This window comes from Phyllobacterium phragmitis (assembly GCF_002980495.1).
GTDB lineage: Bacteria > Pseudomonadota > Alphaproteobacteria > Rhizobiales > Rhizobiaceae > Paramesorhizobium > Paramesorhizobium phragmitis.
Genome location: NZ_PVBR01000009.1, coordinates 125998 through 141498, shown reverse-complemented (window position 1 = coordinate 141498; position 15501 = coordinate 125998). Strand labels below are relative to the sequence as shown.

10 protein-coding genes and 2 pseudogenes are annotated in these 15501 nt (G+C 59.3%); 5 read left to right on the top strand and 7 right to left on the bottom strand.

Translation table 11 applies throughout. The annotated features are described in order from the left end of the window. Positions 1–15: 15 nt before the first annotated feature. From C5748_RS14185 to C5748_RS14150, 7 genes and pseudogenes are all read right to left on the bottom strand, one after another. Entirely contained in the window at positions 16–1710 is a 1695-nt protein-coding gene (locus C5748_RS14185; protein WP_105742579.1) for an ISL3 family transposase, read from the bottom strand. Positions 1711–1813: 103 nt separating this feature from the next. Beyond that, complete coding sequence (locus C5748_RS14180) at positions 1814–2887, bottom strand: efflux RND transporter permease subunit (RefSeq protein WP_105742578.1); 1074 nt, start codon at positions 2885–2887, stop codon at positions 1814–1816. Between the two features lie 132 nt (positions 2888–3019). Further along, positions 3020–4162, bottom strand: a complete 1143-nt coding sequence (locus C5748_RS14175; RefSeq protein ID WP_105742577.1) for an amidohydrolase family protein — start codon at positions 4160–4162, stop codon at positions 3020–3022. A gap of 505 nt (positions 4163–4667) precedes the next feature. After that, complete coding sequence (locus C5748_RS14170; protein ID WP_245429117.1) at positions 4668–5978, bottom strand: amidohydrolase family protein; 1311 nt, start codon at positions 5976–5978, stop codon at positions 4668–4670. 217 nt (positions 5979–6195) lie between these two features. Beyond that, positions 6196–6363: pseudogene (locus C5748_RS14165) on the bottom strand (IS110 family transposase); the annotation flags it as partial. Positions 6364–6791: 428 nt separating this feature from the next. Beyond that, positions 6792–8183, bottom strand: coding sequence for an ATP-binding protein (locus tag C5748_RS14155; protein ID WP_105742576.1), 1392 nt, complete (start codon positions 8181–8183; stop codon positions 6792–6794). Further along, complete coding sequence (locus C5748_RS14150; protein WP_105742575.1) at positions 8183–8920, bottom strand: response regulator; 738 nt, start codon at positions 8918–8920, stop codon at positions 8183–8185. The genes C5748_RS14155 and C5748_RS14150 overlap by 1 nt, the downstream gene beginning before the upstream one ends. Positions 8921–9278: 358 nt before the next feature. On the opposite strand from C5748_RS14150, the gene C5748_RS14145 reads away from it, so the two are divergent. From C5748_RS14145 to C5748_RS14125, 5 genes and pseudogenes are all read left to right on the top strand, one after another. Next, on the top strand, positions 9279–9533 hold the full coding sequence (locus C5748_RS14145) for a hypothetical protein (protein ID WP_105742574.1): 255 nt from the start codon (positions 9279–9281) through the stop codon (positions 9531–9533). 250 nt (positions 9534–9783) lie between these two features. After that, positions 9784–12390 carry a glycosyltransferase family 39 protein gene (locus C5748_RS14140; protein WP_105742573.1) on the top strand — a complete coding sequence of 869 codons (2607 nt, stop codon included), beginning with the start codon at positions 9784–9786 and terminating at the stop codon, positions 12388–12390. A 102-nt stretch (positions 12391–12492) separates the two neighbouring features. Further along, positions 12493–13215 (top strand): annotated as a pseudogene (locus tag C5748_RS14135) (carboxylesterase family protein); the annotation flags it as partial. A gap of 491 nt (positions 13216–13706) precedes the next feature. Next, positions 13707–14636, top strand: a complete 930-nt coding sequence (locus C5748_RS14130) for a carbohydrate ABC transporter permease (protein ID WP_105742571.1) — start codon at positions 13707–13709, stop codon at positions 14634–14636. A 7-nt stretch (positions 14637–14643) separates the two neighbouring features. Continuing rightward, positions 14644–15501, top strand: coding sequence for a carbohydrate ABC transporter permease (locus C5748_RS14125; protein ID WP_105742570.1), 858 nt, complete (start codon positions 14644–14646; stop codon positions 15499–15501).

Here is a 15501-nt window from a genome sequence, read left to right as displayed (position 1 = left end):
TAAATAGGGTCTTCCTCACTTTGTGTGGAGATCAGCCGATTTGATTGGCATCATCCGCGCTCTGAGACGCTCTGGGCCCGCTCGGCCATACATTGCGCGCTTGATCGTCTTCAGTCGGTTGATCTGACCTTCTGCCTGACCGTTGCTCCAGGGCAGGTCGATGGCGTTACAGACCGCGTCGATATCGCGGCGTAGAACGCGGGCAAAACGGGCCAGGAAGGCGAGGCCAGAATGAATGGCATCTTCGATCCAATCTTCAAGCTTCGCCGAAGTTCGGCTATGAAATATTCCGCGAAATCGCATGGAGAAGCTGCGCAAAACAGCAAACGTCTGTGATCGCTGTTTGAGGGCATCGACTTTCCGTGCTTGATTGATGGTCAGCGCGCCGCGCGGCTTGATGCAAAGAGTAGCGGCGACAACCGGTGAGATCAAATGACCGGTATGCGGATCACGCACAGGCGCATTGTCAGGTGTTTCGCCGACGAAAACGCTTGGAAATGGTGCTACATGATCTTCTCCCGGCTTCTCGGCGCGGCGCCAGGTTGCCAGGAGGCGTTCAAGATTGGAGAAGCTGCCTGTGTATCCTCGGTTCTTGATGTCGTGAAACAGATGCCGCCCACGACGGTTGCCATCCTTCCAACACTGGGTGAGAAACGCTTCGAAATATAAAGGAGATGTCGGCTGTAGCGCACCCCTGCGTCGATCGGGTAGGGTTTCGAACGTCAGCCATTTCGCGATGCTGCGGCGGCCATATCCTGTGCGACGCGCAATTTCCGAGCAGGTCAGGCCTTCTTTGCTCAAGGCGTGCACCGTCTCGAACACCTCCTTCCGGGATTGCCGATGTGCCCGGCGAAGCTGATTGCGCCAAGGCGTTTCAGGGGCCTGCTCATGCAAAGCACGATCGTCGTGATCAGTCTCGATGTCCTCGTCTGGCAGCAATGCTCTGCCTGTAGCTCGGCCGGAGAGGCTCATCTGTTCCTCGATAGCAAGACGCAGATTCTGGATGAGATGAAAGCGATCCGCCACCTGAGACGCTTGCGGCGCGCCCTCACGAGCAGCTTGCACGTAGAGCCCGCATCGATCTCGGCTGACGATCTCAATAGAGGGGTGCCGCTTCAACCATTGGGCAACGCTTACCACGCTCCGGCCTTCGAGAATGTCCATGACCTTTCGGCGTTCGAGATCAACGATGATCGTGCCGTAGCGCCATGATTTCCTCCAACTCCAGTCATCGATTCCGACGATCCGCGCCGGCGCTTCGTCGCCGACCCGTGAAGCATTGCGCTTCAAGTGCCGAAGGATGGTGTCGTCGCTGATCGACATCCCAAGCCGCCTCATCAAGCGCTCTCCGGGCCTCCCACCCGTACTGTGACCGAGCAGGCCGACTATGTCAGCGACCCTCGTTGTCCTGCGGGCGTAAGGGGAGGCAATCGCCGGGACCCGGTCCGTGAACGTTTTCCGTCCGCACTGCCGATATGTGCAACGCCAGCGGCTTAACTGAAGCCATACCGTCACTTCATTGCCTTGGATCGGCAGGTCCTGGAGACTGCGGTACGACCAGCCGTGCCGACTTCCGCTCTGTTGTCGGCAATCTGGGCAAATACCCGAGGATGGTCCGCAAGCAGACACAACCCAATCACCATCGCCGTTGGATACGACACTTAGCACCTTAATGCCCGGACCGGGCGACCATTTCGATTGCGTTCGCATGCCAGCCCATAGCGGCGTCACTGCTAACGATCTGTTAACCACACAAAGTGTGGAAGACCCTAATTAAGTGCCCAACGCGAACCAAACAGCCGCATTCTTACCATTAGCTGCCAAGTGACAGATCAGGATCGCGCCGAGCGTGCCGTTCTTGACGAGCAGGTCGATACGTCCCTGCAGCACCTCGCTCTGGTTTCGCCAGACCGACGCCTTCAGATCCTCCTCCAGATAGGCGAGTGCCTCGGAGGCAACGGAGAGGACCTGCTCGGTGCCGGCCCGAGACGAAGATCGCCGGATTTCCCGACAACGTCGCCTGAACGGCGGTCTCGGCGCGCGTTTCGCTGACGCTGGCGATGTCGCCGAGTTCGACCGTGGCGCCGTTGTCGTCCGAGAACAGCTCAATCTTGCGGAAGTCGTCGGCGGTCTTGGCCTCGCCGAGCGTGCGCACCTGGACTTCCGACGCGCCCGTGTCGATCTGCCCGGAACTGAGGTCCAGATTGCGCGCCGACAGGCGGTCCGCGAGGTCGAGAAGTCCGAGGCCATGGCTGCGGAGCGTCTCCCGGCGCACCTCGATGTCGATCTGGTCGGCGGGGATGCCGGAGATCCCCACCTGGCTGACGCCCGGGAGGTCGGTCAGCTCGTCGCGGACGCGGACGGCCAGATTCTTGAGCGCGTCGCGCGTGATGTCGCCGTGCAGCACGAACTGGACGGCGAGTTCCTGCGGTTCCACCTGCGTGATGCGCGGCGCCTCGGCGGCGGCAGGAAACGTCGTGATCCGCGCCACCTCGGTCTCGATGTCGTTCTCGACTTCGCGCGGGTCGGCGCCGGCGTTGAGTTCGGCGGCCACCGTGCCGACGGCCTGCGAGGCCGTCGACTGCAGCTCCCGGATGCCTTTCAGGCCCTCGAGCCGGGGATCGACGCCGACCACCGTTTCGGCGCCGAGCTCCATCGCTTTGGCGCCCGTGCCGCGCAGGCTGACCGTACCGCCGACCGCACGTTCCGCCGCACCGAGGATGTCGAGATCGGCCGGCGTCAACGGCGTGACCGGTGTTTCGGGGTCATGCTTCGCCTTTCCGTCATTCAGTGCATCGTGTTCGGTCGTCCAACCTTGGCGCAAGCGTTCGGCGCCGCACGTCGGGCCGATCTTCTGCGGCACCGACCCGGCAATCAGCGGGAACACGCGGGATGCGAGAAAATTCCCGGCGACACGCGGCGCTTGTCGCGGTCGGTTCGGCGCCTCGCATCCATCGGCCCCGCTCGGCGGCGGACGGACGGGAGACGCCTGTCCGCAGTGCCGGGCGGGGCAGATGCGTCAGACCTTTATGCCGAACAGCTTTTCTGCATTTCGGAACGCAATTTTTTCCTTGGCTTCACGGGGCAGATCGACTGCCCGAAACCAGTCGGTTCCCTGCTTCATGTCTGCAAACGGGTAATCCGTTCCAAACATCACTCGATCCACACTGATGTACCTCAGCAAAAGATGAAGCAGTTCATCCTGGAAGAATGCGCTGGTTGTGTACCAGAAATTGTCACTGAAATATTGCCCGATAGGCTTGTTCAGCGAGTCTTCAGTCGACCCGCTCATATCGCCCACGATACGCTCGTAGAAGAACGGAAGGCCCTCTCCCATATGGCCGATAATCATCTGCAGATTGGGGAAGCGGTCGAACGCCCCAGTGATGATCAGTCGAAGACATTGAGTAATGACTTCCTGGTGCCACCCATACCCTGAACCGCTAAAAATGTAGTTCTGGAACTCCTGGTCATACCCTTGCCGCGTGGTGTTGTAATAAATATTGAACACGTCTTCCGGTGGGAAACCTGGATGCAGGTAGATCGGCACATCAAGCGCCTCGGCACGCGCCAGAAGGGGCTCGAAATCGGGATGATCGAGAAATTTGTTGCCAATGAATCCATTGGTCATGGCCCCCACAAAGCCATCTTCCCGAACGGCGCGTTCCAGTTCGTCCGCTGATGCTTCCGGGTCCTGCAGAGGCAAGGTTGCATAGGCCTGGTACCGCCCCGGATAGGTGGCCATCGGGCCATCGGCAATCATCTTGTTGAGACGATATGCAAAATCGATGCCTTCCTGACCGGGGACATTCTGCACGCCCGGCGTATGTGCGGAGAGGATTTGAACATTGATCCCCGCCTCATCCATTGCGCCGATGCGGCCAGGGCCGAGTTCGGCAAGACCAGTTTCCCTGAGGTACTCTACGTGTTCATCGTTAATCGCATTCAGCGCGATCAGTTCGTCGGTGGTATAGGTCTCTTCCGTGGCGATAAATGGCAGGTCCTGGTCTCGCAACGCGATGACCGAAGGCTCTGCCGCGGCGGCGCGGGAGACAATGGCGGGCGCGGCCAATCCGGCACCAACACCAAGTGCAGCCGCGCCACTCAGAAAGCTGCGGCGTCCCATTGCGAGGCTCTGTTGGGGTTTTTCGATCGGTTTCATCTCAGTTTCTACTCCGATGTTTGCGTTGGGCAGTCTGGGTGCAGCTTCGCTCGACAAAGACTTCATCTCGACCGCTAGAAGCCGAGATATAGCCTGCCGCATCCTGGAGGCGTGGCGACACATCAATGAGCCCGCCTGGCTGCACTTTTTCCGATCTTGTCGTTGGGTTGGGTTTTCTCTTGTTGAGAGTTGTTTCGTCGCATGCATGCCTGCGGGCGGAGCGAAGCGACCCGGATGCAGTATTGCCCCCACGGTACATCGACCGACGGCGTCGGTGATCGCGGGCGACAAACACAACAGTGTGACAACCGATCGTGAATGCCTTGCGCTGCACCCGCCCAACGGGCTCGTGCAACGGCGTGAACGGTGTCGGGGTTATGCTTCGCCTTTCCGTCATTCGGTGCATCGCGTTCGGTCGTCTGACCTGGCGCGAGCGTCCGGCGCCGCCAGTCGGGCGGATCTTCTGCGGTACGGCCTGTCCGCAGCGCCGGGCGGGGCGGATGCGTCAGACCTTTATGCCGAACAGTTCTTCCGCGTTTCGGAATGCAATTTTTTCCTTGGTTTCACGGGGCAGATCGACTGCCCGAAACCAGTCGGTCCCTTCCTTCATGTTCGCAAACGGGTAGTCGGTTGCAAACATCACTCGATCCACACTGATGTACTTCAGCAAAAGATCGAGCAGTTCATCTTGAAAGAGTGCGCTGGTTGTGAACCAGAAATTGTCATGGAAATATTGCTCGAATGGCTTATCCAGGGTGCTTTCGGTCACTTCACCCATCTTTTCCACGATGCGTTTGTAGAAGAACGGAAGGCCCTCGCCCATATGGCCGATGATGATCTGGAGCTTGGGATATCTGTCGAATACCCCAGACGTGATCATTCGAAGGCATTGAGTGACGACTTCCTGGTGCCATCCATATGCTGAGATGCTGAGAACCTGGTCCTGGAACTGCTCCTGATATTCCGGCCGCATATTGCTGTAGTAGAGTTGGAAAACTTCGTCTGGTGGAATGCCTGGATGGATGTATATCGGCACATCAAGGGCTTCGGCACGCGCGAGCACGGGTTCAAAATCGGGGTGATCGAGGAATTTTTTCCCGATGATTCCATTAGTCAGGGCTCCCAGCAAGCCATCTTCCCGAACTGCGCGTTCCAGTTCGTCCGCTGAGGCCTCCGGATTCTGCAACGGCAAGGTTGCAAATGCCTGGAACCGCCCCGGATAGGTGGCCATCGGTCCATCGACAAGCATTTTGTTGAGACGATACGCAAAATCGATGCCCTCCTGACCTGGGACATTCTGCACACCTGGCGTATGTGCGGAGAGGATTTGAACGTTGATCCCCGCCTCGTCCATTGCACCGATGCGGCGCGGGCCGATTTCGGCAAGACCAGTATCCTCGAGGAACAGCCTGTCGTTCAGCACCATCAGCTCATGAGTGGAAAAGGTCTCTTCCGTGCCGATAAATGGCAGGTCCTGGTCTCGCAACGAGATGTCCGAAATCTCTGTCGCGGCGGCGCGTGAGACAATGGCGGGCGCGGACAATCCGGCACCAACACCAAGTGCAGCCGCGCCACTTAGAAATTTGCGGGGGCCCATTGCCAGGCTCTTTAGGAGTTTTTCGATCGGTTTCATGTCAGTTTCTACTCCGATGTCGCGTTGTGCAGTATAGGTGCTTTCGCTTGACAAAGACTTCATCTCGACCGCTAGAAGCGAGGTATAGCCTGCCGCATCCTGGAGGCATGGCGACACATTAATGAGCCCGCCGATTGTCCTGTAGATCGCCGCGAGCGTTTTGAACGCCGATGCGCCCAGCATCGCGAGCGCATAGTCAGTTTCAGGTCGTTCACAGCCAGTTTCCTTTGAGATCGGAATCTGGCTGCACTTATTCCGATTTTGTCGTTGGGTTGTGTTTTCTTTTGTTGAGAGTTGTTTCGTCGCATGCATGCGGGCGGAGCGAAGCGACCTGGATACAGTATTGCCCCCACGGTACATCAACCGACGGCGCCGGTGATCGCGGGCAACAAAACATAACAACGCTCACCACGACCTCGCACAACGACATCTTGCGTTCGCGACAGGGGCGGCGATGATCCTCTTCTTCAGGCGTCGGCACCCGGACCATGGCGCACACACGCGGCTCACCTCGCTTATTGGCCATCAAGGCCCGCAGCAGCGCCTCACCGTTGATGCGCACCTCCTTCCGGCACGTGTCGCCAAATTCGTTCCTGCCCTCGATCGTGATCGTCCATTCCACCGCCATCGCTTTGTTTCCGAACAAAGCCACGCTGATGGACCACGCCGACCTAACAACCCGTATTCGACCCCAGGGAAATTACCGGTCTCGCCGGCGACATTCTCGGGCCGGCCATGGCGCTTGATCGCCATGAAGCTGTGCATCTGGTCCTTGCTCGGTCCGTCCTCCGAATTGGCAAGCCGAGCTCCGTCGAGCAATCGGCGAACAGCCGAAAGACATGACGCCTTGCTCCTTGAAAAATGCGTGCGCCTTTTTGTTCGCCCGCCTCGCTGTTGCCCATCAGCCCATCTCTACCGTAAGCTGGAATCTGGTTTGGGTTGCTCGTTTCCTTCACTTGCGCCTCGTTGACGCAATACTATCACCGCTTTGCTGGATCACCCAGCGTGGGCAAGCTCACCGGCCGATGAATTGAACGTGGCATCGCTTGCCACATCTCCTGCGGCGGGAAGTACGATCTGTGCCAAAAGCCCATGCGGCACTCTGTTCAGAAGTTCGATCGTGCCGCCATGCGCCCGCACGATGTCGTCAACGATCGAAAGCCCGAGTCCGAACCCGGTGCGACTGGCCGGTGTCCGTGCGGTATCGGCTTTGAAAAAGGGCTCCAGCACAAGGGTCCGCAAGCTGCCGAGAAGGCCCGGGCCCTCATCAGTGACGCTTATGCGCACGGCCCCATTTCCGAGGACTGACAATTCCACCATGGCATGGCCAGCGAACTTGGTGCTGTTTTCGACGAGATTGGTGACCGCGCGCGCCAGCGATCGCGGTTTGCAGCGATAGGCGAAACGGTCCGGCCCGGCATAAGTCACGTTGAAGCCGATATCGGAAAAGTCGGAACATACGGTCGCCAACAGACTGGGAAGATCGGCATTCACCGGCTTCTCGGACGCCATCTCCTTGCTGAGATAGGTCAGCGTATCGTTGATCATATCGCTCAAAGCGGAGATGTCCTTGAGCATCGCCGATTTGAGCTCCGGCTGCGTCGACCGCTCCACGCGCAGACGCAGACGGGTCAGCGGTGTACGAAGATCATGGCTAATCGCGCGCAACATGCGCGTGCGATCATCGATCATGCGGCGCACGCGGCTGCGCATGTCATTGAGGGACGTCGCCAATGTCCGGATTTCGGTCGCGCCGCTCTCCTTGAAAGGTCTGGCCGGCCCGTCGTCGACCTTCAACGTTTCCGCAGCCTTCGCAAATTCAAGAAGGGGAGCCGCAATCACCCGCGCTGCGTAGAGCGACAAGAGAGCCACCGGCAGGACTAGAACCAACAGTTGCAGCACGATGACGACTTCCTGGTCGCTGATCCATGCATCGGGAGGAGGCGGTGCGAGCCTAAATGCCAGGGCCCGGTTCTCGCCGATCCCGACGACCAGCACATCGCGAAGGCTTCCAGTTGCGGTCTCCGAACGAAACGACGTCGCGAAGCTGACCGGCAGATTCTCCTGCACCATGTGGCGGACATCCTCGACGGAAATATCCGTTTCGCTTTGCGAAAGCTCCGCCATTGCCACTTCCTCGACCCGCAACCCCGTCTTTGCTGACGCATTGAGGATTGCCGCCTTCTGCCCCGGGGAAGTGGACGCGCGTACCAGATCGATGACAGTCTCGATCTTCGATGCCGTCGCCCGGGCATAGGAGATGCTCTCCGGGTCTTCCCGCAGCAACCAATCGGAAATCGCGGCCAGAATGACGAGGCTAATGATCGGGCCGATGGCCAGGGCTGCGATCTGGCGGCGAATCGATCCGCCCCTAAAGCGCTTGCTCATCAGCAGCTCTCGACTTCCGGGGTGAACATGTAGCCGCCCAAACGGACCGTCTTGATGAAGGACGGCTCGCGTACATTCTGCTCAATCTTCTGCCTGACGCGGCTGATGTGGACATCAATGCTGCGCTCGACCGAACCGGCAAGACCGGCGTGGGTCAGCCGCAGAAGCTGCTCACGCGTCATGACCCGTCCCGGATTCTGGCAGAGTGCGAGAAGAATATCGAACTCGGCCGTGGTCATCGAGACGTGCACACCTTCCGGATTGATGAGTTGCCGCAGGATCGGATCGATCTGCCAACCCGCAAACCGCATCGGGGTCTGTCGCAAGGGCTGATCCGCTCCATAGGACGCGCGCCGCAACAGGCTCTTGATGCGCGCCATGAGCTCACGCGGATGAAACGGCTTGGTGACGTAATCGTCCGCGCCGAGCTCGATTCCGACAATGCGGTTGATTTCATCGCCGAGCGCCGTGAGCATGACGATCGGGATCGTCGATGATGCCCGCAGCCGGCGGCAGATGCTGAAGCCGTCTTCGCCAGGCAGCATGGCATCAAGCACAACCAGATCGAAGGATTGCTTTCTCATGGCGGCGTCCATGTTGGCGGCTGAGCCAACCGCAACAGCCTCCAGACCGTTCTCCCGCAACATCTCAATGACCATGGCGGCAATCTCCCCGTCGTCCTCGACGAGAAGAATGCGGGACACGGTTTCCGGCGCGACGCGATGGTGAACTGTCATGTGTTTTCTCTGCAAAGCGTGATCGGCGATGGCTGGGATCTCGTGCTTCATTGTCGCAGAAATACACCCGAAGTCACAGGATCAAGTTGTTTGGATATGTTAAGAAGATGAAAAACGTGGGGTGTTGTATTGTTATGAGTTTTTGCCTTGTATCGGGATCGTGCAAGCCAGGAGAGAAACCGCGGCAACACCTGTTGAAGGTTGCCGCAGCCAGGGCAAACCCGCCGGCATCTGCCGTGCCGCCAGCACCGAGGTTCGGAAACACAACTTCACTGAACGCCTCGGTTTTGTCGCGGTTTTGACATCGCAAAGCTCTTCGCAGTCTTCATCTAGGGCGAAATCACGCCCGGAGGCACTCATGATCCATGATGAAATGACGATAGCCGACATCCTGGACGACCCGCTCGTCGGACAATTGATGCAAGCTGACGGAGTATCTGTTGGACAGATGGAGAGGCTGCTTCTGGAAGCAGCCCGGGCACAAGGGAGCTGTAACGGGCACCCGATTAAGGTAGGCAAGATCCCCACCGCCGACGGGTCCGGAAACCCGCGTCGGCACGTCTATGCATTTCCCGATGGCCAATTGCCCCTCTGGAATCCTGACAAGACATAGAGGCCAATCAATCCGCGATTGGCTCAAAATCGCACCTCCCGGACAGTCGCGAAATAACCGTCGGCACCCGCAAGCACAGGCTCGCGGGAAAGCGGCCTGCGTGGCCGGGATTCATCCCGGTCCGAGCGCAACAAATCCGAGCAAAGCTCAACAAGACTTAACACCGTCCGGTCGGGAAGCCGGCTAGGTCTAGGCGGCAGCGCGGCCCGATCACCGATCGCGCGCCGGCCAATTCCACCTGGAGTCTTGCATGAATTCTCGTCCGAGACCGTCGCCTGACGTTCATACCCGCCAGTCGTCCGTCTCAATCATCGTCCCCACGTTGAACGAGGCGGAGAACATCGACCGGACCTTGCGCGCCATCATCGAGAATATCGGCGGGCGCTTTGATTTTGAAATCATCGTCACAGATGGAGGGTCGACCGATGGTACGCGCGAAAGGGTGGCCTGCTGGGAGAAGGATCGACCCGTTCGCCTGCTTGGAAACATTGGCGGCGGCGGGCTGGCCAAAGATGTCCGTGCCGCGGCGTTGAGCGCCAGATTTCCGATTGTCGTTGTGCTCGATGCGGATGGAAGTCATCCGGCTTCAGCGATTACTTCCCTCGTGGACGCCGTAGCTTCAGGCGAATACGACATAGCGATCGGCAGCCGGTATGTTGCCGGTGGTGCAACGGTCGACTGGCCCTTCCCGCGCCAGGCGCTTTCGCGCCTCGGCGCAGCGCTCGCGGCGCCCTTTACCGATATCCAGGATCCGCTGTCGGGCTTTTTCGCGATACGACGAACACGTCTCCTGGCTGCGGGCGCGGATGCGGAAGGATTCAAGATCGGACTGGAGGCGATTGTCGCCGGCGGCGACGGCATCAGGGTATGCGAGGTGCCGATTTCATTTTCCGACAGGGTTCATGGAACGTCGAAAATAGGCGCCAGTCAGACGATCGCCTACCTCAACCAACTGCTGCGGTTTTCCAGGGGCACCACCTCAGCGGTCGCCATGCATCGCTTTGCGCTGGTCGGCATGGCCGGGTTCCTCATGGACTTTCTTGTGGTCGCGGTTCTGCAGTCTCTCGGCACCAGCATCGCCATCGCTCATGTCTCCGGCTTCTGCCTCTCGGCGGCGTTCAATTATATTGGACACATGAAATGGTCTTTCCACGATCGTCCTCGGGTGAAATCGCAGTTCGCGCGGTTCATTCTCGTGTCGGCCATGGCCATTGCCTTGCGCGGCGGCTTCATCGCGGCGGGGACCGATCTGGGTTTTCCCTTCTTCGCCGTGGTGTTCGCGGGCATCGCGGGCGGCGGGGTCGTCAGCTACATCGGCAACGAGTTCTATGTATTCAGGAATGACCGGTTCCTGTCTTCAGCGGCCCGGTGGAGACTGGCGGCTTTCGCCATAGCCGTCTACGCCGTGGCGCTGAGGATCGTCTATCAGGGCAGCATGGACCTGATCCCTCAGGAGGCTTACTACTGGAACTACGCCCAGCATCCCGCATTGGGTTACCTCGACCATCCGCCGATGGTGGCGTGGCTGATATGGCTGGGGACGTCCATTTTCGGCGATTCCGAATTCGGCGTTCGCATCGTGGCAACCTTCGCCTGGCTGACGACCGCCTATTTCATGTTTCGGCTTACGAAGAATCTCTTCGGACAGACTGCCGCGTTTCTGGCTCTGATGCTGCTGTCGGTTTTTCCGTTCTATTTCCTCATCGGGATCCTGACCACGCCTGATGCACCGCTTACGGCCGCCTGGGCGGGAGCATTGTATTTCCTGGAGCGTGCTTTGCGGGCGAAAGATGCGAAGGCCTGGCTGGGCGCCGGAGTCTGCGTGGGCCTTGGCATGCTGTCGAAATACACGATCGCATTGCTGGGCCCTGCGACGCTGGTCTATCTGCTCGTCCATCCGCAGTCTCGACGGTGGCTCCTCACACCATGGCCGTACCTCTGCGCGGGCGTGGTGGCGGTCTTGTTTACCCCGGTGATTGCATGGAACGCGAACCACGACTGGGCTTCCTTTCACTTCCAGGGAAGCAGGCGATGGTCCCAGGGCGACCCTGAATTTTCGATGCCTACCCTGGTGCTGTTCATGGCGGCGCTGCTGGGCCCGATCGGGATCTCCCTTGCCGGACATGCAGCCAGCCGGATGGTCCGGCTCCCGGCGAGGACTTTTCTGCGGGAAGCCGGCATGTTCGTCATCGTCTTCACACTGGCGCCGCTTTCGGTTTTCGTCTTCTACAGCCTGTTCCACTCAGTCAAGCTCAACTGGACAGGGCCGGTCTGGTTGGCATTGGTGCCTGCCATGGCCAATGTGGTCGTCAAAGCAATAAAGAAGGGCGACAAACCCCGTTTCATGGCTTCCCTGCAGATCACCACGGCGGTCAGCATTGTGGCGTTCGCGCTACTATTTCACTACGTCGCTCTGGGCCTGCCCTTGATCGGCCATACCGGCAAGCTGCGCGGCTTGCCGGTGGCCTGGGAAGAGTTTGGCGCGCAAGCGGAGCGGATCAAGGCGAGCGTGGAAGCCGAAACCGGTCAACCGCCGCTGCTTGTCGGCATGGACACCTACAACATCGCGAGCGAGCTCGGCTTTTACAGCACAGGGCCGGCCGCGTTGGAAAACGTCACAAGTCAGAACCTTTTCGGCCGCAACGGCCTCATGTTCGACACCTGGTTTTCCAACCGCTCCTCCGACGGACGGGACGTGATCATGGTCAGCGTCAAGGAAGCCGGCGTTTCCGATGACGGATTGTCCGCATGGTTTGAGTCCATCGGCCCGGTCGAGCGGCAGGCGGTGCGAAAGAACGGCGCCGTGGTGGGACGTTTCTTTTACAGGATCGGCTACGGATTCCGGCATCCCGATTGACGCCCGCTCCCGTCTCCGGCCCATCGGCTCATGCCGCCGGGTCTCTTTGTCCCGTGGCGCCCTCGAGCGCAACCACTATGACGGACGGGTCTCTACCTCAATGTCTACACTCCTGAGGATGCCGCAAGTGGGACGGCCTTGCCGGTTATCGTCTGGTTCCACGGTGGCGGCAATTTCGCGGGCGCCGGCGATGCCTACGATGTAAGTGCCCTCACGAGGGCAGGTAACGTAATTGTCGTCACCCTCAACTATCGACTGGGCGTGCTCGGATGGCTTGCCCATCCGGGGCTCGACGCGGAAGGACATCCTTTCGCGAACTACGGATTGCTTGATCAGCAGATGGCGCTGACTTGGGTAAGGGACAATATTGCAGCTTTTGGCGGCAACCCCGAAAATGTCACCATCGGCGGCCAGTCGGCCGGTTCTTTTGATGTGCAGGCCCATATGGTTTCGCCTTTGGCGCGTGGTCTGTTCCATGGGGCCATACTTCAGAGTGGCGTGGAGGAAGCAGCCCCGCTTGCGGACGCCGAAGCGCTGGGGGTAAACTTCTCTGAAGAATTAGGATGTGGCAACAATGCTCAGTCGGTTGACTGCCTTCGCAGTATCCCGGCGAGCCGCATTCTAGCGGTGCAAGGCGCTGAAGGAAAGTATCCTACCAACGATGGCGTGGTCGCCGATGGTCAGATCGTCCCCGCAGTGGGGCTCAAAGCAGCGTTTGAAAGCGGCAACTTTGCCAACGTCCCGGTGCTCAGCAGCACGACCCAGGACGAGTGGAATTCCTTACCGGGGTTCAATTCTATGCTACCGGCAGGACCACGCCGATGACGCGTGATGACTACGACCAATTTGTTCTGGCACGAGCGGGCGGCAACGCCATTGTCGCCGAGGCTATCCGCACACACTACCCGCTTTCCAGCTACGAAGCACCTCAGCAGGCCATTTCGGCGATCGGCACCCAGGGCGGGCCATTTTTCCAGTGCGTGACCCGGGATCGTCTTGCCGCAATTTCAAAGAAATCGACAGTGTACGCCTATCAGTTCAATGATCGTACGGCGCCCCCCAACCTGCCCGACATGCAAGGCTTTGAACCAATGGCTGATCATACCGCCGATATCCAGTACCGGGCATCTCCCCCACAAGGGGGGAGATTGGCTGACGCAACTCCTACCTTCATTCTGCGACGTTTGCGATTGGTATCAAGCGTTCATGAAGGCCTAATCTCCCCCCTTGTGGGGGAGATGCCCGGCAGGGCAGAGGGGGGTGTTGCCTCGCGATTCCATCAAACATTATCCCTCTCCGCGACGGAGATTTCGTGCATGACCGACGCCACAATGACCGCGCCATCCGCCATGGCATCCAACAAGACCCGCCACAAGAGCCCCACAGTGCGCAGGCGTCTCCCCGTCCTGCTGTTCTTCCTTCCCCCGGCGCTGCTCCTTTTCACCCTCTTCGTCATCCTGCCGATGGGCGAGGCGGCCTGGTACAGCCTTTACCGGTGGAACGGCTATGGAGCGCCCGAGCACTTCATCGGCTTGCGAAATTTCGAGGTGCTGTTCAACAATGCCGCCTTCTCGCGAGCGCTGATCAACAACGGCCTGATCATCCTTGCGTCGCTGTTATTACAAGTCCCGCTGGCGATCTGGCTTGCCACGATGCTGGCGCACAAGATCACCGGCGTCATCGCTTTTCGGCTGATCTTCTTCTTGCCCTATGTGCTGGCCGATGTCGCCGCCGGCCTCATCTGGCGCTTCGTCTATGATGGAGACTACGGGCTGTTCGCGGCGGTCGCCGGCTTCTTCGGCGTCGCCACGCCCTATGTGCTGGCGGACAAGAACCTCGCGATCTATGCGGTTCTCGCGGTGGTCATCTGGAAATATTTCGGCTTCCACATGATGCTCTTCATCGCCGGCCTACAGGCGGTCGACAAGAACGTGCTGGAAGCCGCCGAAATCGACGGGGCGACCGGCTGGCAGAAGTTCCGCTATGTGACGCTGCCGCTGCTCGGCTCCACCGTGCGGATTTCCGTGTTCTTCGCCATCATCGGTTCGCTGCAACTCTTCGACCTGATCATGCCGCTCACCGGCGGCGGGCCGTTGAATTCGACGCAGACCATGGTGACCTTTCTCTACACCTATGGCGTGACGCGGATGCAGGTGGGCCTGGGCGGCGCGGTGGGCGTCGTCCTCTTCATCATCTGCATCACGCTCGCTTTCGGCTACAAACGGATATTCATGCGCCATGATTAATAGAAAGATGACTGACACAAGCACATCCGGAACGGCCGTCCGTATCAATGCGGGCACCCGCATCTATCTCTATGTCTCGTTGTCGCTGGTCGCCGCCCTCGTGCTGGTCCCGCTGCTCGCCACCGCGCTGGGCGGTTTCAAGTCGCTGGGCGAGCTTCGCGTCAACCCCTTCGGCCTGCCGTCGCAATGGCACTGGTCGAACTATCTCGATATATTGTTCGGCGATCGCTACTGGCGGCAGATGATCAACTCGCTGTTCATCGCCATTATGACGGTGTTTCTGACCGTGGTGGCCTCAAGCATGGCGGCCTTCACGCTGGCGCATGTCAAATTCTTCGGCGCCAACCAGTTGCTGAACTATTTCCTCATCGGGCTGATGTTTCCCGCCGCCACCGCCATCCTCCCGCTGTTCATCCGTATCCGCGATCTGGGCCTGCTCGATACCTATTGGGGCGTGATCCTGCCACAGGTCGCCTTCGGCCTCGGCATGAGCATATTGCTCTTCCGCAACTATTTCCGCAATCTGCCGGAAGAGCTGTTCCAGGCGGCTTTCGTCGATGGCTGCGGCTATGTCAGGTTCTTCTGGCATATCTCCCTGCCGCTCTCGCGACCGATCATCGCCACGGTGAGCATCATCGCTTTCGTCAACAGCTGGAACAGCTACATCCTGTCGCTGATCATGCTGAATACGGAGACGAAATACCCCTGGCCGCTGGACATCATGGTCTATCGCGGCGAGTTCGGCACCCAGTGGCAACTCGTGCTCGCCTTCATCACGCTGACGATCCTGCCCACCATCATCGTCTTCTTTCTAGCGCAGAAACATATCATCGCGGGCCTGACCGCCGGTGCGGTGAAGGGGTGA

Bases quoted from the DNA above. Each gene is read 5' to 3' on its own strand.
- C5748_RS14185 (WP_105742579.1), bottom strand. From the start codon at position 1,710: ATGCGAACGCAATCGAAATGGTCGCCCGGTCCGGGCATTAAGGTGCTA.
- C5748_RS14175 (WP_105742577.1), bottom strand. From the start codon at position 4,162: ATGAAACCGATCGAAAAACCCCAACAGAGCCTCGCAATGGGACGCCGC.
- C5748_RS14170 (WP_245429117.1), bottom strand. From the start codon at position 5,978: ATGCTGGGCGCATCGGCGTTCAAAACGCTCGCGGCGATCTACAGGACA.
- C5748_RS14155 (WP_105742576.1), bottom strand. From the start codon at position 8,183: ATGAGCAAGCGCTTTAGGGGCGGATCGATTCGCCGCCAGATCGCAGCC.
- C5748_RS14150 (WP_105742575.1), bottom strand. From the start codon at position 8,920: ATGACAGTTCACCATCGCGTCGCGCCGGAAACCGTGTCCCGCATTCTT.
- C5748_RS14145 (WP_105742574.1), top strand. From the start codon at position 9,279: ATGATCCATGATGAAATGACGATAGCCGACATCCTGGACGACCCGCTC.
- C5748_RS14140 (WP_105742573.1), top strand. From the start codon at position 9,784: ATGAATTCTCGTCCGAGACCGTCGCCTGACGTTCATACCCGCCAGTCG.
- C5748_RS14130 (WP_105742571.1), top strand. From the start codon at position 13,707: ATGACCGACGCCACAATGACCGCGCCATCCGCCATGGCATCCAACAAG.
- C5748_RS14125 (WP_105742570.1), top strand. From the start codon at position 14,644: ATGACTGACACAAGCACATCCGGAACGGCCGTCCGTATCAATGCGGGC.